Genomic DNA, 24,406 nt, shown 5'->3' with positions numbered 1-24,406 from the left:
TCGGGACCCCTACCGGTGGATCAGCAAGCTGTCCGAAGCCGCCCGGCTGCTGGATGAGGGTTGTGGGTGCCGAATATTACGTCGGTGCAGTTCAGCACCGCTATCGCGCCAACGACAGCGGTCGGCAATGATCAATGCCCATGCTCCTCCGACTGGCCTGCATCGCCGTCACTCACGCCTTCACCGCCCTGCGGCTGATCCCGATGAACGACCACGACAAGGACGTCGAGATCCTCGCGCTGCGTCACCAGCTCGCCGTCCTGCAACGTCGGCTCGGCAATCAGCGCCCCGGATTGCAGGCGGCCGACCGCGCCTTCCTGGCAGCGCGACTTCATGAATAACCGTCACATCCGCCTCAGCCGCAACCCGCGTCCCGGCCGCCCCCGCACAATCGCCTCCGTCCGCCGCCTCACACTCCGCCTCGCCTCGGAAAACCCAGGCTGGGGATACCGGCGCATCCACGGCGAACTCGCGCTCCTCGGCATCAAGCTGGCGCCCTCCACCGTCTGGGAAATCCTCAAGGCCGAAGGCATCGACCCTGCAACCCGACGCTCGAACGTCACCTGGGCCACCTTCCTGCAGTCCCAGGCCGAGGCGATCCTCGCGATGGACTTCATCGAGACCGTCACCCTCACCGGGCAACGTCAGTACATCCTCGCCGCCATCAAGTTCATGATCCGCGACCGCGACGCGACATACCCCGCCGTCATCGACGAGATCCTCTCTCAGGCCGGGATCCGTACCGTGCTCACCGCCCTCCGCACGCCACGCATGAACTCAATCATGGAACGCTGGGTTCGCAGCCTGCGCCGTGAACTCCTCGACCGCGCCCTGCTCTGGAACGAAGCCGCACCTCTCCACGTCGTCCCCGAACCGCTCGAACAAGTACAGATCGAGCGTCTTGACATCGGCGTGGCTGAAATGGACGCGCAGCATGTCGTTGGCTCTCCCCGCTGAGCGCGAGGGGCGGGTACATCGCAGCGCGAGGGGTCAGGAGACGATAACCGTGTCCTCAATGCGTGCGTACGGGGACCGGCCAGGGGCGGCGGGCAGGTGCCCCTGGCCGGAGCGAGAGCGCGATGGTTCGCTTCGGGCAGGGAACCGGAGCGGACATCGTCAGTTGCAGGCGTGGCCCCAGCCCATGTCGGGGCGCCAGGTCTTGGTGCTCGCGGTCCCGCCCTGCTTCTTCCAGGTGAACTTCGCCTGTACCTGGAAACTGTTCGTCGGCCACCTGCACGGATTGACCGACGAGGTGCCTGCCAGGTCTTGGGTTCGGTGCCAGCCGTCGTTGTCCTTGGCGGACTTCACCGTGAGCGTCCTGGTGCCGTTGAAGCGCAGGAGCTTCACGTCGTTGACCGCGACCGTGTAGTTGCCACCGCCGGCGGTGTCGGTGATCTTCGCCCGTGCCCGGTATGTGTCGGCCTCGTCGTCCCACCATACGGTCGCACAGCGCTTGACCTGCTTGCCGTAGCACTCCCAGGTGCTGTCCGCGGACGCCATGGACGGTGTGAAGACGATCGATGCGCCCACCGCTGCGACGGTGAGCCCACCAGCCGTACCGATCCGGCCGAGTTGCTTGAGCCTCATGAGGTTCCCTTCCATGTCCCGCGGCCGTTGACGGCCGCCGGGTCTCCAGAGCTGGCGACGGGAACGCTAGCCGGGAATCCGGGGTGAACCGTGAGGCGTGCGGTGCTGTTCCGCAGCCGTGACAACGTCCGGATTCGGCTGCCGCCGCCAGCCGACCGAGCCCCAAATCTTCCAGGGCGCGAGCGACGGTCGGCCAGGAGGTGACGTCTGGGCAGTACCCGGTGCGGTGGTTCGTGACGTCACTCTCAGCCCACCGGCCTGCCTTGCGAACGAAGTTGAAGTCAGCGGCGCGGTTTCCGCGCCCCGCGTTTGGGTTCGGGCGCGGGGACGCAGCCTTCTGGGTTGGCGCGTAGAAGGAGAAGGCCCGCAGCGTTGCCAGGGCACCTCGTGCGGGACGTGTCGCCGCCTGCGGCGCGGGCTCGGGGGTGCGAAAGCCCGGCCGGGCGTGGGTGCTTGGCCTCGGTGCGGCAGTCGTGAGCGTGTTGCTCGTCGCGCTGATCGTCGTCGTGGCGCCGCGCCATCTCCTGGCCTGGGAAACTGCCGGCGCCCGCGTTCCGGACCGCGCGAAGGCAATCAACGACATTCGGACCACGCTGCTGCAGGGGCTGGCCGGGGTGGCATTGCTTGTTGGAGCCTTCTTCACTTGGCGGCAATTGCAGGTGACGCGGTACGGACAGCTCAGCGAGCGGTTTACCGCGGCGGTGGAGCAGTTGGGCAACCCTAGCGTGGAGGTGCGCATCGGAGCGGTCTTCGCTCTGGAGAGGGTCGCTGTCGACTCACGGGACGATCGCGGGACCGTCGCCGAGGTGCTCTGACTGTTCGCACGACGCATCGCACTCGCCACACCACTCGAAGCCCGCCCCACCCCTGGCGAGATAGCGAGAAGCGGTGAAGTGGCCCTGGCGCACGCGGGTGACACCTTGCTGGTCCTACGCTCCCCGGATGTGCACGCGGCGGTCACCGTGCTCGGCCGTGCTCCACGCCCCGAGGGGCTGACACTTCGTCTCCAGCGGGTGGACCTCCGACGCTCGATGCTGGACCACGCGGATCTCGTCGACGCGGACCTGCACTACGCCGATCTGACAAACGTGCATCTCCAGGGGGCCCGGCTGCAACGAGTCGACCTGTCCGGAACGTGGCTGGTCAGAGCAACTGGGAACCGACCTGCGACAGGCCTCGATGCGGTCCGTCTTGCTGTGCCACGCCCGGCTCGACGACGCCGACCTGCGCGCGGCGGACTTGAGCAATGCCGACCTGACAGCGGCCGTCATCGGTGCCGCGCGATTCGAGCTGGCTGATCTGCGCGGCGCGGTTCTGACGGGCACCGACCTGACCGGGGCGCCCCCGCGAGGTCGTCGCTGTCTCCCCACCGGGTCACCGTTCCGGAACCGGTCACCTGCCAGAGAATGACCTTGAGGTTTCCCGTCTCGGTGATGACGGAGGTTGCCAGCCGTCCGCCGGGCGCCGCACCGATGTCGTGGCCGTTGGTGATCCCGGCCAGTTCGTCGCTGTCTCCGAGTACGGCAGCTGCCGTACTCGCCCTCAGTGCCCTGACCACCTCCTCCGCCCAAGCCGACGCGGCCAGCGAGCGCCTACAGAGGTCGATCGATGAGCAGATAGCCGAGTACGGCGGAACGCAAGTCCCTGACTGCGCCGTTGCCTACGATGACGGCGCCGTTGTCGTGTTCCCCAACCCGGTGACCGGCGAGGCCCCGGACAACCTCGGAAAGGGAACTCATACCGCCCAGGCCGAGAGCTTCCAGTAGAGGCCTGCCGAGGCAGGGGAAGCTGGCAAGGCGAAGAGGGCGGCTACTGCGATGGCCGCCGATGCAGCCTTGATCATCTTCATGATTCGGAAGTTGCCGCGCAGCGAGGATGAATATTCCACCCTTCGGAATGAATCGCCCTGATGAACGGGCTCGCCTTGCCCGACCACTTGCCGTCGGGATAGGAGACGGTGACGAACGTCCAGGTCTCCTCCAGTGCGGCCGCGTTGAGCAGGTTGGCGAACTCGGTTGTCGCGTCGTGGGCGTTGCGTGCGTGCAGCGGGCAACGGGCAACGGGCAACGGCACATTGATGTGAACCACGGACTGCGTGCTTTGGGCATCATCGTCGGCCAGCGTCATCAACTGCCGGGCTGCCGCCTGAACACGGTCGGCCCGTTCCCTGCCCAGGGCCCCAACGACTCGTTCCTAAAAGCTCACGCCTTCCGCCCTCCCGGCAACAGACCAGACCTTCCGCGAGCACCCGGGGCCACTCCAGCCCCGGGCGGGGATGGAGGGGAGGAGCCTGTCCACAGAAGGGGGCGGCCAGGTTCATCTTTTGGTCTGTGGGCCATCCCTCTGCCCGGCGTGACCTGCCGGCACCGGCCGTTCGCCTGCCCTGCCGCCGTAGCGGGGCCCCCACCTGCTCTGCATCTCCCCTGCACCCGCGACCCTGGCTTCGGGCGCGCCCTGCCGCTGAGGGCCTGGAAGGCGGTGACGCCGGAGACAGGCGGAGCCGCACCTTGTCCGAAGGCCGGAGTGCCGGGCCTGGACGCGAGCCTGTCCCGCGCCCGACCGCCGGTCCCTTGTCCCCCAGACCTCCACCCGCGCTCCTGGCTGCGAGCATCGCCTCGACCGCGACGAGCTCGATGCCGACCAGCACCGGCGCTCCTTGCTCGCGCTCGCAGAGCAGCTCGACACCCGGTTGCGCGGAGGGCATTGGCATACGGCGTCCTCACCCGGTCGGCGACATGCCGACAAGCTGGGCCAGGTCGACACCGGTCTCGATGACGGCGTCGGCTCGCCGCTGGCGCCGCCCCGCCTCATCGACGGCAGCCTGCGCGCCGGCTGGGCGGATTTGACGGCCTGCAAGTCCGTGTCACCGGCGCACCGGAGGCTCTCACCTGGCTCGAGCACGGGCAGCACCGAACCACCAGGAGGGACACCGGCATGGCGAAGCCGTCCGCCAGGCTCCCCCGCGGCGGACGGCTCACGTCTCGGCGCGGGGGAACTTACGGTTTGTGGGTTACCCAGAGCAGTTCCGCCGGCCAGCGGTGTGCCCAGTCGGGTGGGTCGGTTTCGTTGTAGCCGTTGGGTGTTCCGAGGTCGGGCCGCGGCTCGATGAGGTCGTCGATGACGAGACCCGCGCCGCGCAGGACCTTGACCCAGTCGCCGTAGGTGAGCTGATAGCTGCTCGCGCCGTCGTCTTCGGCGATGGTGTTCAGCCCGAAGTAGTCCTGCCGCAGCGTCGTGGTCACGCGGCTGGCAGCTTCGTCGTAGCAAGCTTCGAACCATGGGCTGGCGACGTTGAACACCAGCCGCCCGCCTCGGACCAGGACGCGTGCGGCCTGCGGGACGGCCAGATGCGGGGGCGCCCAGCTGAGCCCACCGAAATCGCAGAACACCAGGTCGAAGCTCTCGGCGGCGAAAGGGAGTTGTTCGGCGGCGCCTTGCACCAGCGCGTAGCGGGACGCTCCCATCGCGCGGCCCGCTGCCGCGAGTTGGGCCTCGGACAGGTCGAGCCCGACCACGTCTGCGCCCTCGGCGGCCAGCGCCCTGGACCACTGGCCGGCGCCGCAGCCGAGCTCAAGGACGCGCTTGCCCGTGACGTCACCCAGCGCGTGCAGGTGCGCGTCGGGGATGGAGTACATGCCCCACAGCCGGGGTGTGGCACCGATCTGCGGATCGTGCTCGTGCTGGTAAGCGCTGCTGATCTGATTCCAGAGCCGCCGGTTGGCGGGGATGCTGTCCACGCACCGACTCCAGCACTGCCTGCCAGGAGCGGTCAACACGATTAGGGCACCGGCCGGTCTTCACCTCGGTCCGGCCCCGGATCGGCCCCGGATCGGCCCTGGATCGGCCCATGACCCGCCGGACGAGCCCTACCCCCTCCCGGCCGTCGGTTGCCGTTGCCCCGGCAGATAGAGCCCGGAGGCCGCAGTCAGGCCGGGGCATGCCTGCCACAGCCGATCCCGGCCCCTGACGCGGCGGACACCGTGGTCCTGGTCGTGTCCGAACTCGTCACCAACGCCCTGCGCCACGACGGGTGCCGCTGCACAGGGGGAAGCTGACTGCGCACCCCTGACCTGAACGGCGGCACCGGAGGCTTCGGCCGGCCCATGGTCAACCGCCTCGCCCGCTCCACCGCGGCCACCAGCCGGGCCGCCGGCAGCAAGACTGTGAGCGCTCGCCTTCCTCGGTAGCACCCCAGCACCGCGGTTCAAGCAGTTGGCCGGCCGGCGAATATAATCTTGCGCATGTCGAAGCCTGACGAGCTGCTCGTTGAGGTCGCCGCCCTGGTGGAATCCGGGCAGAGCAACCAGATGTCCCTGACCGTGGTAACCGGTGGTGCTGTCATCACCGGCCGTCTAGCTCCCGAAGCAGTGTGGCGGCAGAGGGTGGCGGAGGTGCTGACGGATTCGGACCGCTTGGCAGAGTTCTCCGCCGTCTTCGATACCCCGGCGAAGAAGGACGGGCCGCCTACGTATCTGCACTTCCATGTCGCCCGGATCCTGCAGGGGACCGTGGGAATCCCCGAGACAGGCGGGATGTACCGCGTGGCGATCGAAGACATCAGCACCTGGACCGTGGGCGACTTCAGCTATTCCGACCACTGAGCACAGCCACTCAACAAGAACCCGCCGCACTCACTGTGGGCCCGACCAGCGCGCGTGCCGGTCGGGCCCACATTGCTGTCCATGTGCCGGACCCTCGCCACGGTTCAGGACGCCCTCAACCACGAACACTGAACCAGCCATTGGCGCTCACCAAGCGGCGAGTCCCAATCGACGCGGGCGTCGGGCATTGCTCGGCTATGTCGTGCCACCCTGAGATCCCGCATTCCATCTTGGTGAGGTGTTCCGGTCAAGCGGACCAGGGTTCCGCGCCGTACCTGAGTCATCCGCCTGACGATTGGTCAGAGCCTGGAGTATGAGCGCGCCCACGCACAACAGCGCGCTCAGTCCCCAGATCGTCAGATAGGCGGAGAGCGCCGGGACGTCCGTATCCCCGACGACCAGGGAGCCGAGGATGACCGCCGAGCCCGCGCCCGCGACGCTGCCGCCCAGGGTCTTGAGGTTGTTGTAGACGGCGGTCGCGCTCGCCGTGCGGTCCGTGGTGCTGCGCTCCGCGATCAGTGTGGGCAGGCCGCCCATGGCCAGGCCCATGCCGAAGCCGGCGACGGCGGAGGCCAGGGCGAACAGCGGCAGTGTGGTGTGGGCGGCGATAAGCCCCCCGCTGCCGGCCGCCATCAGCGTGAAGGCGAGCAGCAGGACGCGCCGGTAGCCGGTGTGGGCCGCCACTTTGGCCACGAGGCTCGCCCCGGCGAAGGCCAGGACGTGGGGCACCGCGCCCCATGCGCTGATCTCCCAGGTCGTGAGCCCGAATCCGTACCCCTCGTCGGCCGGTGAGGCGGCAAGGTACGAGATGGCGACTGCCTGTCCGCCCAGCATCACGGCGCCGAAGACGAAACCGGAGATGTAGTACGGCGCGGACCGGGGGTGGGCCACCGTGCGGACGTCGACCAGGGCGTGTGGCCGGCCCCGTTCGAGCCGGACCCACCAGGCGAGCAGGGACAGGGAGATGGCGAGGCCGCCCAGGGTGAGCGGCGAAGTCCAGCCCCACGCCTGGCCGCGTGCCGTCGTGCCGAGGAACAGCAGCAGCGCCAGGCCGAGCAGCAGCGCGCCGGTCCAGTCCATCCGGCCGGGCGCGCGTGTGCGGGACTCGGGGATCGCGCAGTACGAGAGGGCCAGACAGGCACACGCGATCGCGGCGAGGACGCAGAGCGTCGCCTGGACGCCACCGGTGAGTTCGAGCAGCGGGCCCGCCAGGCTGTGGCCGAGGAGCGAGCCGAGGGTGAGTGCGCCGACGAGAAGCCCTACGGCACGCCGCGCGCCCTCGAGGTCGAGCCGGTCCCGTACGAGGCCGATTTCCAGTGGCAGCAGTGCCGCCAGCGGACCCATCAGGGCACGACCCACAAGGAGCACCGTCAGATTCGGTGCGAGGGCCACCAGAACAGTGCCCACCGCGACGCAGGCCAGGGCGACCCGGATCAGCCGACGGTGCCCGTACAGATCGCCGAGCCGCCCGAACACCGGTACTCCCACCGCGGCGGCCAGGAACTGGACCGCCATGTACCACTGCGCCTGCGACGCGCTGATGGACTGCCAGTCCTGTACGGCCGGCACCAGCGCCGGGCCCGACCCCTGAAGGAAGCCGCTGACCAGCTCGAAGACGACCAGCAGACCGACGACGGCGGTGACCCGGGGCGCCGCCACCTCCTGTGTCCCGCCAGGCGCTCTCATGCGGACGCCCCGGCGGCGAGCCGACGCTCCGCGAGTTCGGCGAGCAGCGCCGCCTGGCGGTGGAGCACCCGGTCGTCGAACTCGGCCCGCGGGGAGTGGTTCTGCGGCGCCTTCTCCACGTCCACGCCCTCGGGCGCCGCGCCGACCAGCAGCATCGCGCCGGGCACCTCGTTCAGGACCAGGGAGAAGTCCTCCGAACCGCTCGCGGGCTGCGGGGCATGCCACACCTCGCCCGCGCCGAACAGCTCGCGCGCCGTCTCCAGGGCGAACTCCGTGGCGACCGGCTCGTTGACCGTGACCGGGTAGAGCATCTCGTACTCCACCTCTGCCTCCAGGCCGTGCGCGGCCGCGATCCCGCGCACAAGGCGTGGCAGCCCCTGGGCCAGCCGTTCGTGGTTCGCTTCCGAGTAGCTGCGTACGGTCGCCTGGAACTCGGCCGTGTCGGGGATGACGTTCTGCTGCGTACCGGCGTGCAGCTGTCCGACGGTCACCACCACCGGGTCGAAGACGTCGAAGGTGCGCGTCACCCAGTTCTGCAGCGCGGTCACCATCTCGCAGACCGCGGGCACCGGGTCCTTGGCGTGGTGCGGAGCCGAACCATGCCCGCCCTCGCCCCGCACCGTCACCCGCAGGACGTCGGACGCCGTCATGACGGTGCCGGGACGGGACGCGACCCAGCCGCCCGGCAGCCGGTTGGCCGACACATGGAGAGCGAAGGCCGCGTCGAGCGGCTTGCCCGCCGCGTCCAGGACACCCTCGGCGATCATCGCGCCCGCGCCGTTGTGCCCCTCCTCACCCGGCTGGAACATGAACACCACGTCGCCCTGGAGGCTCTCCCGGCGCTCCGCGAGCAGCGTCGCCGCGCCGACGAGTCCGGCGGTGTGCAGATCATGCCCACAGCCGTGCATCCGACCCGGCATCTCGGAGGCGTACTCCACCCCGGTGAGTTCGTCCACCGGCAGTGCGTCCATGTCGCCCCGCAGCAGGACCGCCCCACCGGGGCGGCCACCGCGCAGGACAGCCGTGACGGAGGACAGCTCCCGGCCGAGCGCGATGTCGAGCGGGAGACCGTCGAGCGCGGCGAGGACCTTCTCCTGCGTACGCGGCAGCCGCAGGCCGAGCTCCGGCTCGCGATGCAGGGAGCGGCGCAGCCGCACGAGATCGGGCTGGAGTTCCCTGGCGCGTTCCAGTACGGACATGCTGCGTCGACCTCCTGATACGGTTCCGGCTTTCGGTGGGGCAAGACTGAAGTCCTGACCCTTCCGTCGGCACCGAATCGCAGGAAACGCGCAAGGGACTTCGAATGACGCAGCATTCCGGGCACAGTCCGGTACGGACGCTCGACGACGTCGACCAGGCCCTGGTGCACGCACTGCAGATCGCCCCACGGGCCGGGTGGAACGAGATCGGCGCCGTACTCGGCCTCGACGCTGTCACCGTGGCCCGCCGCTGGCACCGGCTCACCGAAGCCGGTGCCGCCTGGATCAGCTGCTCCCCGTCACCCGCCCTCGCCTCGGCGGGACAGGGACTGCTCGCCTTCGTCGAGGTGGACTGCGCCAGCGGCAGCCTGCTGACCGTGGCCCAGTCCCTCGCCCAGCTTCCCCACGTCTCGACCGTCGAACACGTCAGCGGAGACCGCGACCTGCTGCTCACCGTGATGGCCCCGGACCTCGCGGCGCTCACCCACTGGGTGACCCGCGGCATCGGCGCCATGCCGGGCATCGTCGCCACCCGTACCCACCTCGCGAACACCGTCTACGCGGAGGGCAGCCGCTGGCGGCTGCGCGTCCTGGACCGTACCCAGATCGCCCGCCTCGCCGACACCGGCGCCACCCGCGCCGAGGCCCCCGTCTTCCCGCTCACCGATCTGGACCACGCCCTCGTCGCCGCCTTGTCCATGAACGGCCGCGCCACCTACCGCGCGCTCGCCGACGCCTGCGGGGCGAGCCCGGACACGGTCCGCCGACGGCTCGGCCGGCTGTTCGCCGCCGGCATGCTCCAGACCCGCTGCGAGGTCGCACGCCCCTTGTCCGAGTGGCCGATCACGGTGATCCAATGGGGGCGGGCGGCCGCGGGAGAGCTGGAACGCGTCTCCCGTGGTGTCACCGGCGCGCGTGAGGTGCGGCTGTGCGCCGGCGTCACCGGCCGGAACAATGTCCTCGTCGTCGCCTGGGTGAAGTCCCTCGCCGACGTGCAGCGCTTCGAGGTACGACTCGCCCAGCGCGTACCCGGCCTGGAGATCACCGACCGGGCCGTGGCGCTGTGGCCGCTGAAGCTCAGCGGCCATCTGCTCGACGAAGAGGGATACCGCATCGGCGGAGTCCCTCTGGACGTGCGCACGGCCGGAGCGATCCCCCGGTCCGGGGCGCCCCGGAGCGCCGCCCGGCCACCGGAGCGCAGCGGGGACGTTTGAGGGGCGGGGCAGGACCGCGATCCAATGAGGCGCGATCATCAGCTCATGGATCTCCAGGGAATCGGGGCGGGGCCCGCAGCCACTGTCGCCCTCGTCGGCCTTCCAGCGGCTCTCGCGGTCGGCCGCTGGCAGCTTCGAGCCGCTTGTCGAGCAGCGGCAGCAGTTGGTGACGTCGTTGCGGTTTCCGCCGGTCAGTGACACCGCGAGTGGGATGCCCTGGCCGTCGACGATGAGGTGATGCATGCTGCCCGGCCGTGCTCGGTCGACCGGGCTGGGCCCGCTTCTGGGCCCCGTCGGGCCGCCCGCACATGCGAGGAGTCGATCACCGCCCGGACCAGTCCCGCTGGTTCTTCGACCGCAGCTTCTCCAGCAACACCGCGTGCGACTCGTCCCAGACGCCCGCCTCGTTCCAGGCTGCCAGGCGTCGCCAGCAGGTCATTCCCGAGCCGAAGCCCAACTGCTGGGGCAGGTACTCCCATTGGATACCGGTGTGCAGCACGAACAAGATCCCGCACAGCACCTGCGGGTCCTGCACCCTAGGCCTGCCCTCCACCAGCTTGGGTCCCGGTTCGGGCAGCAACGGCTCGATGAGCGACCACAGTTCATCCGACACGATCCACCATTTTCGCAGGTCAGCCAGCACACGTGCGGTGCACCACCAGCAGACGAAGAACGACGTGGCCCGCACGGCGAGCGCACTCGGCCGGGTCCACACGGGAGTACAGCCACAACGAGATCCCGGCGTGCCGGAGATCGTAGGGCCTCTTGGCCAACCCGGAGGCGAGTTCCGTTCGGTCAGGACGTACTTGCGTGCCCGCGCCCACGTCGTGCCGTACCCCGCTGGCTCCACGTCGTTGCCCGCCTGGTTCCGGAACAATCGGCCGTCCGACGCCACTCCGAACCGTTCGATGTGTGCACAGCATGCGCACGACCATGCTCCTGGATTGCGTGCATGTCACCGAGTACGTCAGCTGCACTGCCGGCCGAGGGCGTCCGGTTGGTGGTCAACACCGTCACCAGTCGGGCCACTGCACGAGCCGAGGGCACTTCAGCCGATCTGGTCACCGTTGTTCTCGGTGCGTGCGAAGGCCGGTCAGATATGCCTGAGCACCCCTAAGGACCGAGCACCCCAAAATCCTGAATCCTTTGACCAGAGACATAAGAGGCGCCCCTCCGGATCAGCCGGTGGACCTGTCCAACCTGATCTCGCTCTCCGATGTGTCCCCTTCGGGCGTACTGAACGCGTCCATGCTGACCCACTTGCCGTCGACACCGGAGAAGTGGGTGATCTCCAGGAGCGGACCATCCTTGCGGCAGCCGGGGTCGGACTTGGGCGCATTGCCGTCGTTGCCGGCTGTCCGTAGTTGTGCCGGGGCGGTGTAAAGGGTGGTCTTGGGGTCGTTGGTGTTGTCGATGTCCACGAGGGAGAACGCTTCAGTGATGTAGTGGCAGGTGTTGCCGTACTCCTTGATGCGGAAAGTTATACCGTCCTCTCCAGGGGTGAAGACCCTCATGTCGAACTCCTCGTAATGAGTGAGCTTGCCGGGCTTGGCGCTCCGCTGCCCTCCAAAGGGATCCATGATCCTGCTGCCCGGATCGGACAGCGGATGCTTCTTGAAGACCACAGGGTCCTCCTCGCCCGTAGCCCGCTCGATGGTGTCGTCGGACGAGTGGGTAAGGGTCATCCCGGGCTGCAGCTTGGCGCAGTCCTCGGTGGCGGCTTTCGGTTCGGAGCGCTCCAAGGTGCCTGCGGCGATCTTGATCCCGGACCCGGTGGACGCGGAGGTGAGGCGGCCGCTGTAGACGCACACGTGACCCTCCAGCCACGTGGAGTACTCGGCAACCTTGTCGCCGCGCCCGCCCCCGGTGATCTTGAGGCGGACAGGGGTCCGATTGCCCGTGCCGTTCACGAACGCGCCGGTCCAGGTACCGGCGTACCCGTCGGGCAGGATGCTGGGCTTGTTCTTTTCGCCACCGGTCTTCGGGGAGCCGGTGTCCCAGGGGCGGATCACGAAGAGCCCGCCCACGAGCACGGCGAAGGCGGTGGCGGCCACGGCGGCCACGACAACACGGCGTCTACCGAACCGAGTTGGGGCAGCGGGGCCGGATGGCACGTTACTGGGTGCGCTGTGCAGGGAGGGAGCGGGCGGCAGTGGGGGTGCCTGCGCGGGAGGCTGCCAGGAAGGTTGAGGCGGGTTCTGGTGTGTGGGCGTGGCAGTCGGCGTATAGGGCAGGACCGGGGCGGGAGCCGGGCCGAAGCCGATCGCCGAATCCGGTGCCGGGCCTGCGAGGACCGTTGGCTCCGGGGCCCGACTGGGCGCGAAGTCCAGCAACTGTGCGGACTGGCGGCCTAGTTGGCTGAGCACCTTCCCCGGCAGCCAGGGCTCATCGGGGTCCGTGGCAGTGCGGGCCAGGACGTCCTGGGGGGTGGGCCGCTGGGTGGGGTCCTTGTGCAGGCATTGCTGTACGAGGTCGAGGAGGGGTTCCGGTATGCCGCTGAGGTCGGGGTGCTCTTCCGCGACGCGGTACATCAGCGCGTGCAACCCGCTGGCCGTCGTCCCGAACGGGGAGCGTCCGGTGGCAGCGTACGCGAGGACCGAGCCGAGGCAGAACACGTCGGAGGCGGGAGTGAGCCTCTGCCCCCGCACCTGCTCAGGCGACATGAACCCAGGCGAACCGATCACCGCACCGGTACGCGTCAACGCGCCCTCAGCCAGGGTCTCAAGCGCCCGCGCGATGCCGAAGTCGATGACCCGCGGCCCGTCGATGGTGATCAGGACGTTCGACGGCTTCAAGTCGCGGTGGATCAGCCCCGCTGCATGGATCTCGGCCAGGGCCCGTGCCAGGCCGCTCGCGAGGGCACGTACCGAGGCCTCGGGCAGCGGCCCGAAGTCCTCGGCGACCACGGTGGTCAGGTCAGGTCCGGGCACATATCCGGTGGCGACCCAGGGGGACCGGGCCTCGGTGTCCTCGTCGAGGACCGGCGCGGTCCACTTCCCGCCCACCTTCCGGGCGGCTTCCACCTCGCGGGCGAACCTCGCCCGGAATTCATGGTGTTGGGCCAATTCGGCCTGGATCACCTTGACGGCGACGGTGCGCCCATCCTCGGAGCGGGCGAGGTAGACGCGGCCCATACCGCCGGCGCCGAGGCGGGCGATGAGGCGGTAGGGGCCTATGTGCGTCGGGTCTTCGGCTGTCAGCGGGTCCACGGGAGGACCATAATCGACGGACGTTGAACGGAGATCGGGAATTGCCGATCGTCAGCAACCATCCGCAGCAGGTGGGGAGATCGGCCGCGCTGCTCGTCCGGGGCCGGAGCACCTGTGACGAGGATCGCGAACGGCTCGTGAGGGAGCAAGACGCTGGAGCGGCTCAGGTGGACGGTACGACGGATCAGTCGGTCCTGGATATCGCGTCACTGTACTCAGCGCTCCCGTGGAGCGGCGCGCGCAACTCCAGGTACGCGCCCTCGGAATCCTCGCCCATGTTGTAGGGCTCGAGGTCCATGAGCGGTCCGTCGGCGGCGCATCCAGTTTCGGACTTGGCGCCGCCTTTTGGTGTCGCCGGGGCGGTATGCAGCGTGAGTTGCCCGTCGTTGTCCGTGATGGAGAACGGCTCGGCGACGTAGCTGCAGGGCTTGCCATCCTCCCTCTTGATGCGGAAGGCCACGCCCTGCTTCCCCGGCCCGGAGATCGTGAGGTCGAACTCCGTGTCGTACATACCGATCTTGTCGCTCCAGGAGCCGTAGAAGGACTTGAGCGCCGTGGTGCCCGGGTCGCTCATCAGGTCCTTCGTGAGGATCATGGAGGACGTTCCTCCCGTCACCAGCTCGAAGGTGCCGTCGAGCGGGCTCTTGAGGGTCATCGCGGGCCGCTCCTTCTCGCACAACTCGGCGGCGGTCTTTGGCTCGACGCGCTCCAGAGTGCCGGTGCCCACCTTGGCCGTCGAGCTGCCCGACACGGAGGTGAGGCGGCTGCTGTAGACGCACACGTGGCCCGTGGTCCGCATGGAGTACTCGGCGACCTTGTCGCCACGCCCGCCCTTGGTGACCTTGAGACGGACCAGATGGGACGGGGCGGATGTGCTGCCCGTGACCGCGGCCTGCCAGGTGCCGGCGAACTTCGTCGGCAGAGTGCTGGTCCCGCTCTTCTCGCCATCGCCACCGCCGCTCTTCGAGGATCCGGTATCCCAGGGTCGGATCGCGAAGAGCCCGCCCACGAGTACGACGAGCGCGGCGGCGGCCGAAGCGGCGACGACAAGACGACGCCGACGCCACCGAGTTGAGGCCGGAGGGCCGTGGGCCACGCTGATGGACGCGTTGTGCAGGGCGGGTGGGGTCGGTGGCGGGGGTGTGTGCGTGGCCTCCTGCGTGGGTGCCTGCCAGGCAGGGTGCGGATTCTGGTACGTGGGTGTGGCAGCCGACGCGGGGAGCGGGGCCGGGGCAGCGGCCGGGCCCGAGACGGCAGTCGGCTCAGGGGCCCGGTGAGGCGCGAGGTCCAGCAACTGTGCGGACTGTCGGCCCAGTTGGCTGAGCACTCTCTCCGGCAGCCAAGGCTCGTCAGGATCCGTGGCGGTGCGGGCCATGACGTCCTGGAGGGTGGGGCGCGCGCCGGGTTCCTTCTGGAGACACTCCCGTGCGAGGTCGAGGAGGGGTTCCGGCATGCCACTGAGGTCGGGGGCTTCTGTCGCGACCCGGAACATCAGGGCGTGCAGCCCACTGTCCGTCGTCCCGAACGGGGAGCGTCCGGTAGCGGCGTACGCCAGGACGGAGCCCAGGCAGAAGATATCGGAGGCGGGAGTGAGCCTCTGTCCGCGCACCTGCTCAGGCGACATGAACCCGGGCGATCCGATCACCGCACCGGTGCGCGTCATCGCGCCTTCGGCCAGGGTCTCCAGGGCCCGCGCGATGCCGAAGTCGATGACCCGCGGCCCGTCGATGGTGATCAGTACGTTCGACGGCTTCAGGTCGCGGTGAATCAGCCCCGCCGTGTGGATGTCGGTCAACGCGTGGGCGAGGCCGCTCGCGAGGGCACATACGGAGAACTCCGGCAGGGGACCGTGCTGCTCGGCCACGACGGTGTGCAGGTCGGGCCCGGGCACGTATCCGGTGGCGACCCAGGGGGACCGGGCCTCGGTGTCCTCGTCGAGGACCGGCGCGGTCCACTTCCCGCCCACCTTCCGGGCGGCTTCCACCTCGCGAGCGAACCTCGCCCGGAACTCGCGCTGCTGGGCCAATTCAGCCTGGATCACCTTGACGGCGACCGTGCGCCCATCCTCGGAACGGGCGAGGTACACGCGGCCCATGCCACCGGCACCGAGGCGGGCGATGAGCCGGTAGGGGCCTATGTGTGCCGGGTCTTCGGCGATCAGCGGGTCCACGAGAGGACGATAATCGACAGGCCCGGCACGGAGATCGGGAATGAGAGATCGTGCGCGCGAACCTTCAACAGGTCATGGCGTGTACTGCGCGAATCCGGCATCACCCGCGAGCACAAAGCGGGCCGCTACAAGGCCGTCGAACTGCGCCGCGACGACCTGGATACCCGCTTCCCCCACCTCCTGCACGCCGTCCTCACCGCCACTCCCCCACAGCCCGCCGATTCGGCCCGCCGAAGGCCTGGAGACGCCCCGCGCCAGCCGGTAAGCCGCCGCGGACGGTGCCCGACGCAGGCGCTTCGGTCCGGGGCGGTGACCTCGGTCAGGTCCGCGCCCGCGCGGGCTCTCCCAGGTCGACCGGGGCGTCTCGTCGAACCCGACGAGGTGCCCCGGCCCTGTAGCGGGGCGCGTTGTTGGCCCAGGAGCGGGCGCAGCCGGGCAGATCAGGCAGCTTCAGCACGGCAGGCGCGGGCCCAGGTGATCGCTCCCTTTCAGGGTGCGGGGGCCTGGCACGGCACGCGAGGCCGTGCGGTGACACGGGCTCAGGAACACCGGAGACGGCCCCTACCGGGCGCACTGCAGTGGGTCAGAGGCCTGGGCGGGGCGCAGCGCTGTTGCGATGGACGCCCGGTGGACAGCCGCTGCGCCAAGGCCTCGCCATGCCTCTCGACGTAGCCGGGGCCGTCCTGGAGGGCGGTCCCGAGGACCGCAAGCTCGTGCTGGACGAGACGGAGAAACAGTTCAACATCGGAGATGCCTGCCGCCCTGCGGCGAGCAGCGCGTTCGCTCCGGCCGAGCCTCTTCTGCGGGGGCCCGGCGAAGACGAAGTTGCCCGGAGCACGTTGCGGTCCCTGCAGCACGCGTGGACAGCAGCCGCACGCTCCTGGAGGAGTTGCAGGTCTCAGCCGTCTCAGGCCGCGGTGGTGGGGTGTTCGGTATCGGCAGTAAGGCGGTGTTCGGTGTTGATGCGCTGGGCTTCTTCGAGTTGGTCTTCGAGGATGACGATGCGGCAGGCGGCCTCGATGGGGGTGCCCTGGTCGACGAGTTGTCGGGCGCGGGCGGCGATGCGTAGTTGGTAGCGGGAGTAGCGGCGGTGTCCGCCCGCGGAGCGCAGCGGGGTGATGAGGCGGGCTTCGCCGATGGCGCGCAGGAAGCCTTGTGTGGTGCCGAGTATCTCGGCGGCCCGGCCCATCGTGTAGGCGGGGTAGTCATCGTCATCGAGACGGCCAAACGTGTCGTCTGCTGTCATCTGCACCTCTTTGTGGAACGCGTGGAGGGGCCCGGGTGCCGTACTGGCACCCGGGCCCCGAAGGAAACTGCTACACCATCTGCCGGCCCTAGTGCTGCGCCGGCTTTCTGTTTCCGCTGGCCCGACCTGGAAGTTGTCGGGGTTGCGGGGATCGCGGTTGCTTGACCGGAGACCACCTCACTATCGATGTCCTGCGGTACCCGGACTCAACACTCCGCCCGGGCGATCCTGATGGCGCCTGCTTCCTCCGTTCATCCCTCTTGGATCACTTGCCACTTACCGGAACTGCGTACTGCTGGGTGATGCGTACCGCTGGTGACCTGATGGAGCGCCACTCTTCGGCAGCCAGCCCCGTCGCCTCTCCTGCATCTGCTCTGGCTTAGAACCCCACTGCCGAACCTCCCGGCGCGCACGCCCGCAGCCGACGCCTTCACCGAGGTGCTGCTCACTTGCCTGCACTGCTGGGTACTGCGAACTGCACTTGCTCGTACTGCACTTGCTTGTACTGCGGTCCTGCTCACGGCGGCCCCTGATCACTGCGGGCCACCCGGTCCGGTCGTCAGCCCCGTCACCGTCCTGCAACCGCTCTGGCTTCGGAACTCCACCACCGCACCGTCCTGCGTACTGCACTTGCGGGTACTACTACCCGGCAGTTCATCCCTGCCGGGCCCTGCTGTCTTCCTGGCTACGAGAGAAACCATAACCACACCACCACCCAATGTCTACTCTGACCGACATAGATTTCCGTCAGGCCAACAGCTAGATATTCGAACTCCATGAGCGAGGGGTGAACGTTTCACGAACATCCACAGCAGCCGATTGCTCCCTGCCCGCACATCCGCCCGGCCCCCTGCGCGCCGTCGATAGCGGCGCACTGGAGTGCAGAGTCGCGCTCGACGACACTCGTCGTATTGGCGGCGCCCGAACCAGCGGCCCTCAGGCCTCTGTGACGTCGGGACGACTGAGGCGATCCGCCCCCTGGTAGTACTCAGCCACCCGCGTGACGGTCTCAGTTGGGTAGTCGCGATGAAGGCCCAGCGGACGCCGGATGCCCTCTGCATGCACGATCGTCTCGCCCAGCATGGCCACGGCAGGCAGGGGAGGCTTGGCTGTACTGGGGACAACACGCCGGAACCGCTCAAGTGTCTCGGCCGGGGTCTCACCGAGCTGTTCGGCCAGCCGCATCGCCACCTGTTTGTCGAAGTCGAATCGGCAGCGGATCACGCCAGCCAGCGCACAGTATTGAGGCTCGCCCCCGCAGTGAGGTGCGCCAGCACCTCACGCACCATCAACCCGGCACACAGTGACGGGGTCGCCCACTGATCGTCAGACAAATCCGCAAGATCGGCTACCAGTGCCGCTCGCTCAGTACGGATCAGTGGCCAGACCTCGGTCCCCGGACTGCGATCTGCTGCCAGTTCCGAACCAGCCATATGGGCAGGTCTCCTGTCACGAGTCGTGCTCTGTACTACACCTGGACCGGAACGCGTGCTTGCCCGGAAGAGTGTTCGAAGGAGAGCCTCTCCCGCTCAAGCAAAGTCATCGCCCACCAGGTGACTATTCCTCGACGCACCGAACCGGGCCCTGTCAGGCAGCACAGTGGACATGCCGAGTCGGTAGCAGGTCCTGACGCTAGAGGGCGTCTGAGAAGCCTGTCAGCGGGAAGTTGCCTGGTAGCGGGGTGATGGCGCACTTTCGGGGGCTGGGGTGTGCGGGCTACGTACCCGTTACTCGACGGATCTTTCCGATCCGGAGTGGGAGATCCTGTGCCCGCTGGTTCCGGCGGTCAAGCCCGGTGGTCGACCGGCGAAACACACACGGCGGGAGATCCTCAACTCGCTGGCTTACTGGCTGCGGGCCGGCTGTGCCTGGAGACTGCTGCCGCATGACCTGCCGCCCTGGCAGACGGTCTACCACTACTGGCGGCAGAGGATTCCGCTCGACCTGGGCTCGGGTGGGAGCACCGCCTCCGGCAGTACCCCTCTTCGCGGGGGTCCCGCGGCGTTGGGTGGTGGAGCGGACGTTTGCCTGGCTGGGACGGTGCCGCTGACTGTCGAAGGACTACGAATACCTGCGAGTCTGCTCGGAGAACGCCATCTACCTCACCATGGCCATGCTCCTTGTGCACCGCCTCGCAAGACCAACCCGCTGACAGGCTTTTCAGACACCCTCTAACGACCTCGGGGAACGGGTCGTGTTGGTCTGGCGGTTCGGCTGGTGGGTGATTCAGCAGGCCGTGGCGCGAACGGGCACGAGTTCGGTGCTCGTGAGGCGACGGGTCGCGCGTCGGGCCACGCGGTCGAAGACCAGGCCGGCGATGGCGAGGTGGGTCTGCTCGTAGCCCTCGCGGCCTCCGGTGTAGCGCTGAAGCGGATGCCACTGCTTGTACTCGGCGTTGGTGTGTTCGACCACGGTGCGGGCTGAAGACAACCGGCGACACGGCGTAGAACGGCGACAACAGGACCTCCGGGGCAGACGAATTGGCTTCGCAACCCTCGTGCTGCACCAGAGGTCCTGTCTTCCTGCGCCCAACCGGCCGAAATCACCTGCCCAGGCAACCTGTTCGTACAGAACCGCCCTCACGATCGACAGGGCTACGGCTGCCGTGCAGGTTCGCCAGTGATCGCCTACGACCGCCGCTGTTGGTGTCAGCCGGTGATGTCAGCGGCGCTGGAGGCGGTCCGGGCAAGGGGGTGGAAGTTGATTCGTTCGCGCACCACGGGGAAGCCAGCCTTGGTGAAGTTCGCGGCCATGGGGAAGTTGCCCCGGTCCGTGGCGCCGGTGACGACCTCCGCGCCCTGTTCCACCAGGAAGTGGGTGCACTCGGCGAGGAGGTCGTATGCGTAACCATGGCCGCGATGCTCCGGCAGGACGCCGATGAAACCGATGGTCGGTCCGGAGGGGTTGTGCGCCGGGATGTGGATGCCGGCCAGTTCGCCTTCCGGGGTGCGGGCGAGCTGCCACCATTCCCGCGGGGACGGGCACCAGTGGAAGAATTCCAGTTCTTCCCGCGCGGCCTGGTCGAGGCCGCCCTCCTCGATGGCCTTCAGCGCGTGGGCGTCCAGCGTGGCCGCGTGGATGCGGCGCAGCGCGTCGAAGAAGAGCGCGTCGTCGGGTTCGGGGCCGAAGACGGGGCGTCCGGGCCGCTCCGGCAACCCGCGTTCCGGGGTCCAGCGGTACAGGAAGCGTTCCACCAGGAGCTCGTAGCCGGCGGCCCGAGCGGCGGCGAAGCGAGTCTCGGCGGCCGCGGCCAGGGCAGGGTGCTCGCGCCAGTCGCCGGGCAGGTTGAGCTCGAGTTCGACCCGCCACGGGGCGGAGCGCAGGAGTTCGGCCCCCGCCTCGACCTCGCCCTCGGCGACGTCGAACCAGTTGAGGTTGATGGGTTCCTCGTCATCGGGACCGCCCCACCAGGCGCCGCGGGCGACGACGGCGCCGTCGCGCAGGGCCACCCGCTTCCAGTGGGGGCGGTGCGTGGTCCGCTGGTGCGCGGCACGGGCGTTCAATGGGTCGGGGTGTGCGTCGAACAGATGGGCGTCGCTCTCGGCGAGCGCGCGGATGACCGTATCGGTCATGGGTTCCTCCGGGATGCGTACGGCAGGAGCGCTCCCGGTCGGATCAGAGGTGCCACACCGGGGTAGCGGGAAGGGAGCGCTGGATGGTTGAGAACTGCACGGCACTCGCCTCCTTCCGTTCGCCTCACGCGGCGTGGTCCGGAGCCATACGTTACTTGGACACCGACGGGTCCGTCCACGGAAATGGCGAACCGTGCCGACGAAGCCCCTAGCCTCGCCGTTTCATTTGGTTTGCGGCTGATGGGGCAGAAACGCGAAAGTTCCTTCCTGACCTGGGGCGATGAACTTCGCAGTAGAACTGCGACGACAGGACCTCCGGGGCAGACGAGCTGGCTTGGCAACCCTTGTGCTGCAACGGAGGTCCTGTCTTCCTGCGCCCAACCGGCCGAAATCACCTGCCCAGGCAACCTGTTCGACCAGAACCGCCCTCACGATCGATAGGACTACGGCTTCTCACCCGTACGGCCCTTCCTCTGGCACGGCCTGACCTGCTCGCATTCGCTCGCGAAAATTCATTCCACGCAGGGCCTGTTGCTCGCTACACCCTGATGCACCACACCAGGCGACGTGGTGGCTGCCCTCCAAGGCAGGATGCGAGGATCGAACGATGAACAATCCCCGCCGTGAGCTACTGCGCTGGCAGTTCGACATGACCTGGTCACTGTTCACGTATCACCTGGAGCGGCTCGCGCCCGAGGACTTCCTGTGGGAGCCCACTGACCTGACTTGGACAGTGCGCCCGGACGCCGCTGGAAACTGGCTGCCGGACTGGGCCGACACCGAGCCCGACCCCGTTCCCGTTCCCACCATCGGCTGGGTGAGCTGGCACATCGGCTGGTGGTGGAGCACTGCCATCGATCACGTGCAGGGACGTACTCCCCGGGAGCGTACCGACATCACTTGGCCCGGCAACGGACCGGCGACCGTCGCCTGGCTACAGGATCTGCGTGCCCAGTGGCTGGCGGTCCTCGACAAACTCACCGACGCCGATCTGGACGCCGCTTCCACACTGCCGTGGCAGACCCCGCCGGACAACACCATCGGCCACATGATCGCCTGGCTGAACGCCGAGTTGATGAAGAACGTCGCTGAGATCGGGCAGCTGCAGCTGATTCGGGCGGCCTCGAAGCCGCGACCCAGGAAGCGATAAAGCTCAGGGAAAGGAACCTCGTCCAGCACGGCCGCCGGGACATCGAGCCCAATTGCTCCCCAGGTCGTAATTCTCGTGAACATCCACGACCCCAGAGCTCGCCGACTGCTGCAGGTCGACGCCGTTGTCATCCAGGCACTCGCCGGTGGGCCACGTTCTTGAAGTGGCGGGCGGGCACCGTCGGGCTCGACGTGAACGGTCCAACGTTGGAAAAGATTCCCATGATTGGCGCTCGTCGGTTCAGGTCATCCCACGCAGGCCTTCAGCACTGTCGTCAAGGAGCAAATGTCAAGAGTTGTGAATCGTCTGAGGGCAAGACTGCCTGTGTGGAGCGGCGGAACCGCTGAACGTCCTGCCGGACGGCGGGCTGCTACGGGTGTTGCTCCCACTTGGTTCGGGTGAGTTCGTACTCGACTTCTCCGTGCTCGGAGCCTTCGATCGCCTCCGGCCAGTGGCCGGTGAAGTGGCGGAGAAACAACAGGCCCGCCTTCTCCATCACACGCCGGGATCCCGTGTTGACCGTCATGGTGTTCGCGGTCACCCGTTCCACCCCAAGATCCGTGAAACCCTTGCGGATCAGGGCCCGTGATCCCTCGGTGGCGTAGCCGCGGCCCCAGGCGGCCTTGTTCAGCCGGTAGCCGAGTTCCGCCACGGAGGGGTTGTAGTCGTCCAGGGGGCGGAGTTCGAACCAGCCCAGGAAGAGGCCGGTGTCCGTCTCCTCCGCGGCCCAGTAGCCGCGGGTCCCGAAGCACGGGTAGTCGTGCAGGAGCCTGGGCAGGGTCTGTGCCTGGATTACCTCGAGGCTGGTGGGCCGGCCGCCGTTGATGAAGCGCATGACGTCGGGGTCGTTGTCCAGTGCGAGCAGCTGGTCGGCGTCGGCCTCGGTGAACGCGCGCAGCACGACCCGATCGGTCTTCAGGAAAGTGTTCATGCCGCGATCTTCACCACCGGCAGCTGGACCCGCCACCGGATTTCGCAGCAGGCCAGCGAAGGAGTGGTTGTTCATGCTGCGAGGGTCTCGGGCCTTCGACGAGGCGACCTCGTTCGAAGCGGGCACCAGCCCTCAAGAGGGCAACGAAGCGGGGTGCGTTGACCGGCCGCCAGCGGGTCTGGCGGACTCGACGAGCTTGAGGACCTCAAGGCTGTCCCGTAATTGCTGGTCACCCCGTTGGCGATGGCGCGCTCTGCGGTCCCGTGGTTAGCCGAAGATGAGCTTGACTTCCTTGGCCAAGCAGAACCTCATGACGGTGACCAGCTGGCTGAGGTCATCGATGCGTCGTTGGAGCACTGGGTCACTACCATTGAGCGTCCGTTGGTCAAGAATTGCTTCCAACCGCGGCAGCACGGCTGCGCATTGAGCGGGAGTGAGGTCGGGACCGTCGTCATCTGGGTGGTCGAGTAGCGGTGCCAGTGTGGTGGACACGCTGCTCCACGAGCGGTCTCCGCCGAAGCCGTTCATCTCCGCGAGCGCGAATCCCGCGACCTGGGCCAGCCACTGCCTGAACAGGCTGAAGCCGGTGTAGGACCAGGAGACGTCAGGGCTCGTCACGTCATCGTCTCCTGGGAAGAGCATGAGTCCCATCCCATCCCCCTTGCTTGCCTGGTGCCCAGGATCAGTCGTGAGGAGGGCCCTCGGCAACTGAAATGATCTCACGCATGGCTGGTGTGATCATGGCGTCGGAGAGGTCTTGGATAGCCCCTTTCACCGGGCTCAGTCCGCGTGTGTTCGGCAAGTTGGTGACCCAGTTACGCCGCGACACCGCAGGCGAGCGACCACGCGGACGGCCGTGGAGCATGTCGCCGGAGGACCGGTCTTGCTGGTCACGGCCTACGGGCGAACGAACTTGACGATGAGGCCACTTGCCCCGCTCTTAGGTATCTCCAGCAGTCGAAGAACTACAGGTACTCCACCGCCCACCAGGTCGTCATCGACGCCGATACCCGGCTGATCGTCGTATTCGGCCAGCCTTTGCCAGGAAACCGCCACGACTCACGCGGCTGGGAGGAATCCGGCGCCAAGGCCGCGGTCGGCACCACCATGACCATCGCGGACGGCGGCTACCAGGGCACCGGCCTACTCATCCCACACCGCCGGGCCGCCGGGCCGCCGGCACGAGCGAACTACCTGGCTGGAAGGAGCAACATAACCGCTCGCACAAACGGGTTCGCGCCCGCGTCGAGCACACCTTCGCCCGCATGAAGAGCTGGAAGATCCTGCGCGAATGCCGTCTCGAGGGCGACGGTGTGCACCACGCCATGCTCGACATCGCCCGCCTGTACAACCTCAACCTCGCCTGATAGGCCAACGGATCGCACAGCGTTCAGCTACGTACGCCCGACCCTAAGATCAATTACGGGAGGCCTTTAGGCGCTGTTTCTCGGAACATGTGCGGAGCCAGATGATGAGGGCTGCGAGGGTGACGGTGCCGAGGTAGCTGTAGGCCCGTTTTTCGTAGCGTGTGGCAACGCCGCGGAAGCCGTTCAGGCGGTTGATGGCCCGTTCGACGGTGTTGCGACGCCGCCCTCGATGCAGCCGCCGACACGTATTACCTGACCGCTCGCCGCCGCTGGCGCAGGTGACGTCGCCCCGCCCGACACAAGTGCCCGGGGGCGCGGCCGCCCCGGGTATCCGGTCTCGGGCACAGTCTTCCTGCCGGCACCCTGTTGACGGGGGGCGATCTTGGATTCAGTCCCGCCTGCCCGCTACCAAGCTGGCCCTCGCACATTTAGCCAACCCGGGGCCAGTGGGCAGCCGCCGCGCGTACGGTCACA

The 24,406-nt window shown here is 68.1% G+C and carries 20 protein-coding genes and 6 pseudogenes; 12 read left to right on the top strand and 14 right to left on the bottom strand.

Annotated features, from left to right (window positions below; translation table 11 throughout):
- The first annotated feature begins 140 nt into the window (after positions 1-140).
- Complete coding sequence (locus tag M4V62_RS42890) at positions 141-341, top strand: hypothetical protein (RefSeq protein ID WP_249592613.1); 201 nt, start codon at positions 141-143, stop codon at positions 339-341.
- A complete protein-coding gene (locus M4V62_RS42885; RefSeq protein ID WP_249592612.1) occupies positions 334-957 on the top strand; it encodes a hypothetical protein in 624 nt (207 codons plus the stop codon). Before M4V62_RS42890 ends, M4V62_RS42885 begins: the two co-directional genes overlap by 8 nt.
- A 159-nt stretch (positions 958-1,116) precedes the next feature.
- Here M4V62_RS42885 and M4V62_RS42880 read toward each other — a convergent pair whose 3' ends face one another.
- On the bottom strand, positions 1,117-1,587 hold the full coding sequence (locus M4V62_RS42880; RefSeq protein WP_249592611.1) for a hypothetical protein: 471 nt from the start codon (positions 1,585-1,587) through the stop codon (positions 1,117-1,119).
- 473 nt (positions 1,588-2,060) lie between these two features.
- Here M4V62_RS42880 and M4V62_RS42875 point away from each other — a divergent pair, with 473 nt between their 5' ends.
- From M4V62_RS42875 to M4V62_RS42865, 4 genes and pseudogenes are all read left to right on the top strand, one after another.
- The gene (locus M4V62_RS42875) at positions 2,061-2,402 is read left to right on the top strand and encodes a hypothetical protein (RefSeq protein WP_249592610.1); all 342 of its coding nucleotides are present in this window, start codon (positions 2,061-2,063) and stop codon (positions 2,400-2,402) included.
- 78 nt (positions 2,403-2,480) lie between these two features.
- Positions 2,481-2,726, top strand: a pseudogene (locus tag M4V62_RS44060) (pentapeptide repeat-containing protein); the annotation flags it as partial.
- Positions 2,680-2,997, top strand: coding sequence for a pentapeptide repeat-containing protein (locus tag M4V62_RS44055; RefSeq protein WP_425575245.1), 318 nt, complete (start codon positions 2,680-2,682; stop codon positions 2,995-2,997). The pseudogene M4V62_RS44060 and the gene M4V62_RS44055, both read left to right, overlap by 47 nt.
- Positions 2,998-3,020: 23 nt before the next feature.
- Complete coding sequence (locus M4V62_RS42865; protein ID WP_249592608.1) at positions 3,021-3,353, top strand: hypothetical protein; 333 nt, start codon at positions 3,021-3,023, stop codon at positions 3,351-3,353.
- A 79-nt stretch (positions 3,354-3,432) separates the two neighbouring features.
- On the opposite strand, the gene M4V62_RS42860 is transcribed toward M4V62_RS42865, so the two are convergent.
- Positions 3,433-3,714: a hypothetical protein gene (locus M4V62_RS42860; RefSeq protein WP_249592607.1), complete on the bottom strand. Its 282-nt coding sequence runs from the start codon at positions 3,712-3,714 to the stop codon at positions 3,433-3,435.
- An 869-nt stretch (positions 3,715-4,583) separates the two neighbouring features.
- Entirely contained in the window at positions 4,584-5,324 is a 741-nt protein-coding gene (locus M4V62_RS42855; RefSeq protein WP_249592606.1) for a class I SAM-dependent methyltransferase, read from the bottom strand.
- Positions 5,325-5,492: 168 nt separating this feature from the next.
- On the opposite strand from M4V62_RS42855, the pseudogene M4V62_RS42850 reads away from it, so the two are divergent.
- Positions 5,493-5,774: pseudogene (locus M4V62_RS42850) on the top strand (ATP-binding protein).
- A 54-nt stretch (positions 5,775-5,828) separates the two neighbouring features.
- A complete protein-coding gene (locus M4V62_RS42845) occupies positions 5,829-6,188 on the top strand; it encodes a hypothetical protein (protein ID WP_249592605.1) in 360 nt (119 codons plus the stop codon).
- Positions 6,189-6,383: 195 nt separating this feature from the next.
- Here the strand turns inward: M4V62_RS42845 and M4V62_RS42840 are convergent, their stop codons facing one another.
- Positions 6,384-7,874 carry an MFS transporter gene (locus tag M4V62_RS42840; RefSeq protein ID WP_249592604.1) on the bottom strand — a complete coding sequence of 497 codons (1,491 nt, stop codon included), beginning with the start codon at positions 7,872-7,874 and terminating at the stop codon, positions 6,384-6,386.
- Entirely contained in the window at positions 7,871-9,073 is a 1,203-nt protein-coding gene (locus tag M4V62_RS42835) for a M20 metallopeptidase family protein (RefSeq protein WP_249592603.1), read from the bottom strand. The genes M4V62_RS42840 and M4V62_RS42835 overlap by 4 nt, the downstream gene beginning before the upstream one ends.
- A 104-nt stretch (positions 9,074-9,177) precedes the next feature.
- Between M4V62_RS42835 and M4V62_RS42830 the strand changes: the two genes are divergently transcribed.
- The gene (locus tag M4V62_RS42830) at positions 9,178-10,287 is read left to right on the top strand and encodes an Lrp/AsnC family transcriptional regulator (protein ID WP_249592602.1); all 1,110 of its coding nucleotides are present in this window, start codon (positions 9,178-9,180) and stop codon (positions 10,285-10,287) included.
- Positions 10,288-10,348: 61 nt separating this feature from the next.
- Here M4V62_RS42830 and M4V62_RS42825 read toward each other — a convergent pair.
- The 5 genes and pseudogenes from M4V62_RS42825 to M4V62_RS42805 form a co-directional block, all read right to left on the bottom strand.
- Positions 10,349-10,918 (bottom strand): annotated as a pseudogene (locus tag M4V62_RS42825) (IS5 family transposase); the annotation flags it as partial.
- Positions 10,919-11,465: 547 nt separating this feature from the next.
- Entirely contained in the window at positions 11,466-13,496 is a 2,031-nt protein-coding gene (locus tag M4V62_RS42820; protein ID WP_249592601.1) for a serine/threonine-protein kinase, read from the bottom strand.
- A 184-nt stretch (positions 13,497-13,680) separates the two neighbouring features.
- Positions 13,681-15,666 (bottom strand): serine/threonine-protein kinase, encoded by a 1,986-nt coding sequence (locus tag M4V62_RS42815; RefSeq protein WP_249592600.1) that lies wholly within the window; start codon positions 15,664-15,666, stop codon positions 13,681-13,683.
- A 907-nt stretch (positions 15,667-16,573) separates the two neighbouring features.
- Positions 16,574-16,912 (bottom strand): helix-turn-helix domain-containing protein, encoded by a 339-nt coding sequence (locus tag M4V62_RS42810; RefSeq protein WP_249592599.1) that lies wholly within the window; start codon positions 16,910-16,912, stop codon positions 16,574-16,576.
- 969 nt (positions 16,913-17,881) lie between these two features.
- Positions 17,882-18,345: pseudogene (locus M4V62_RS42805) on the bottom strand (maleylpyruvate isomerase family mycothiol-dependent enzyme); the annotation flags it as partial.
- A gap of 274 nt (positions 18,346-18,619) precedes the next feature.
- Between M4V62_RS42805 and M4V62_RS42800 the strand changes: the two are divergent.
- Positions 18,620-19,064 (top strand): annotated as a pseudogene (locus M4V62_RS42800) (transposase).
- Positions 19,065-19,138: 74 nt separating this feature from the next.
- Here M4V62_RS42800 and M4V62_RS42795 read toward each other — a convergent pair.
- Positions 19,139-19,324, bottom strand: coding sequence for a hypothetical protein (locus M4V62_RS42795; protein WP_249592598.1), 186 nt, complete (start codon positions 19,322-19,324; stop codon positions 19,139-19,141).
- A gap of 236 nt (positions 19,325-19,560) precedes the next feature.
- A complete protein-coding gene (locus tag M4V62_RS42790; protein WP_249592597.1) occupies positions 19,561-20,484 on the bottom strand; it encodes a GNAT family N-acetyltransferase in 924 nt (307 codons plus the stop codon).
- A 607-nt stretch (positions 20,485-21,091) separates the two neighbouring features.
- On the opposite strand from M4V62_RS42790, the gene M4V62_RS42785 reads away from it, so the two are divergent.
- On the top strand, positions 21,092-21,634 hold the full coding sequence (locus tag M4V62_RS42785) for a DinB family protein (RefSeq protein WP_249592596.1): 543 nt from the start codon (positions 21,092-21,094) through the stop codon (positions 21,632-21,634).
- A 370-nt stretch (positions 21,635-22,004) separates the two neighbouring features.
- On the opposite strand, the gene M4V62_RS42780 is transcribed toward M4V62_RS42785, so the two are convergent.
- Positions 22,005-22,565 (bottom strand): GNAT family N-acetyltransferase, encoded by a 561-nt coding sequence (locus M4V62_RS42780; RefSeq protein WP_249592595.1) that lies wholly within the window; start codon positions 22,563-22,565, stop codon positions 22,005-22,007.
- Positions 22,566-22,832: 267 nt separating this feature from the next.
- Positions 22,833-23,216, bottom strand: a complete 384-nt coding sequence (locus M4V62_RS42775; RefSeq protein WP_249592594.1) for a hypothetical protein — start codon at positions 23,214-23,216, stop codon at positions 22,833-22,835.
- A 74-nt stretch (positions 23,217-23,290) separates the two neighbouring features.
- Between M4V62_RS42775 and M4V62_RS42770 the strand changes: the two are divergent.
- A pseudogene (locus tag M4V62_RS42770) lies at positions 23,291-23,932 on the top strand (transposase).
- Positions 23,933-24,406 lie beyond the last annotated feature (474 nt).

Source organism: Streptomyces durmitorensis (assembly GCF_023498005.1).
In the GTDB taxonomy this organism is placed as follows: Bacteria; Actinomycetota; Actinomycetes; order Streptomycetales; family Streptomycetaceae; genus Streptomyces; species Streptomyces durmitorensis.
Note: the sequence above shows the minus strand (reverse complement) of the source record. Positions and strands in the feature narration are given on the sequence as shown.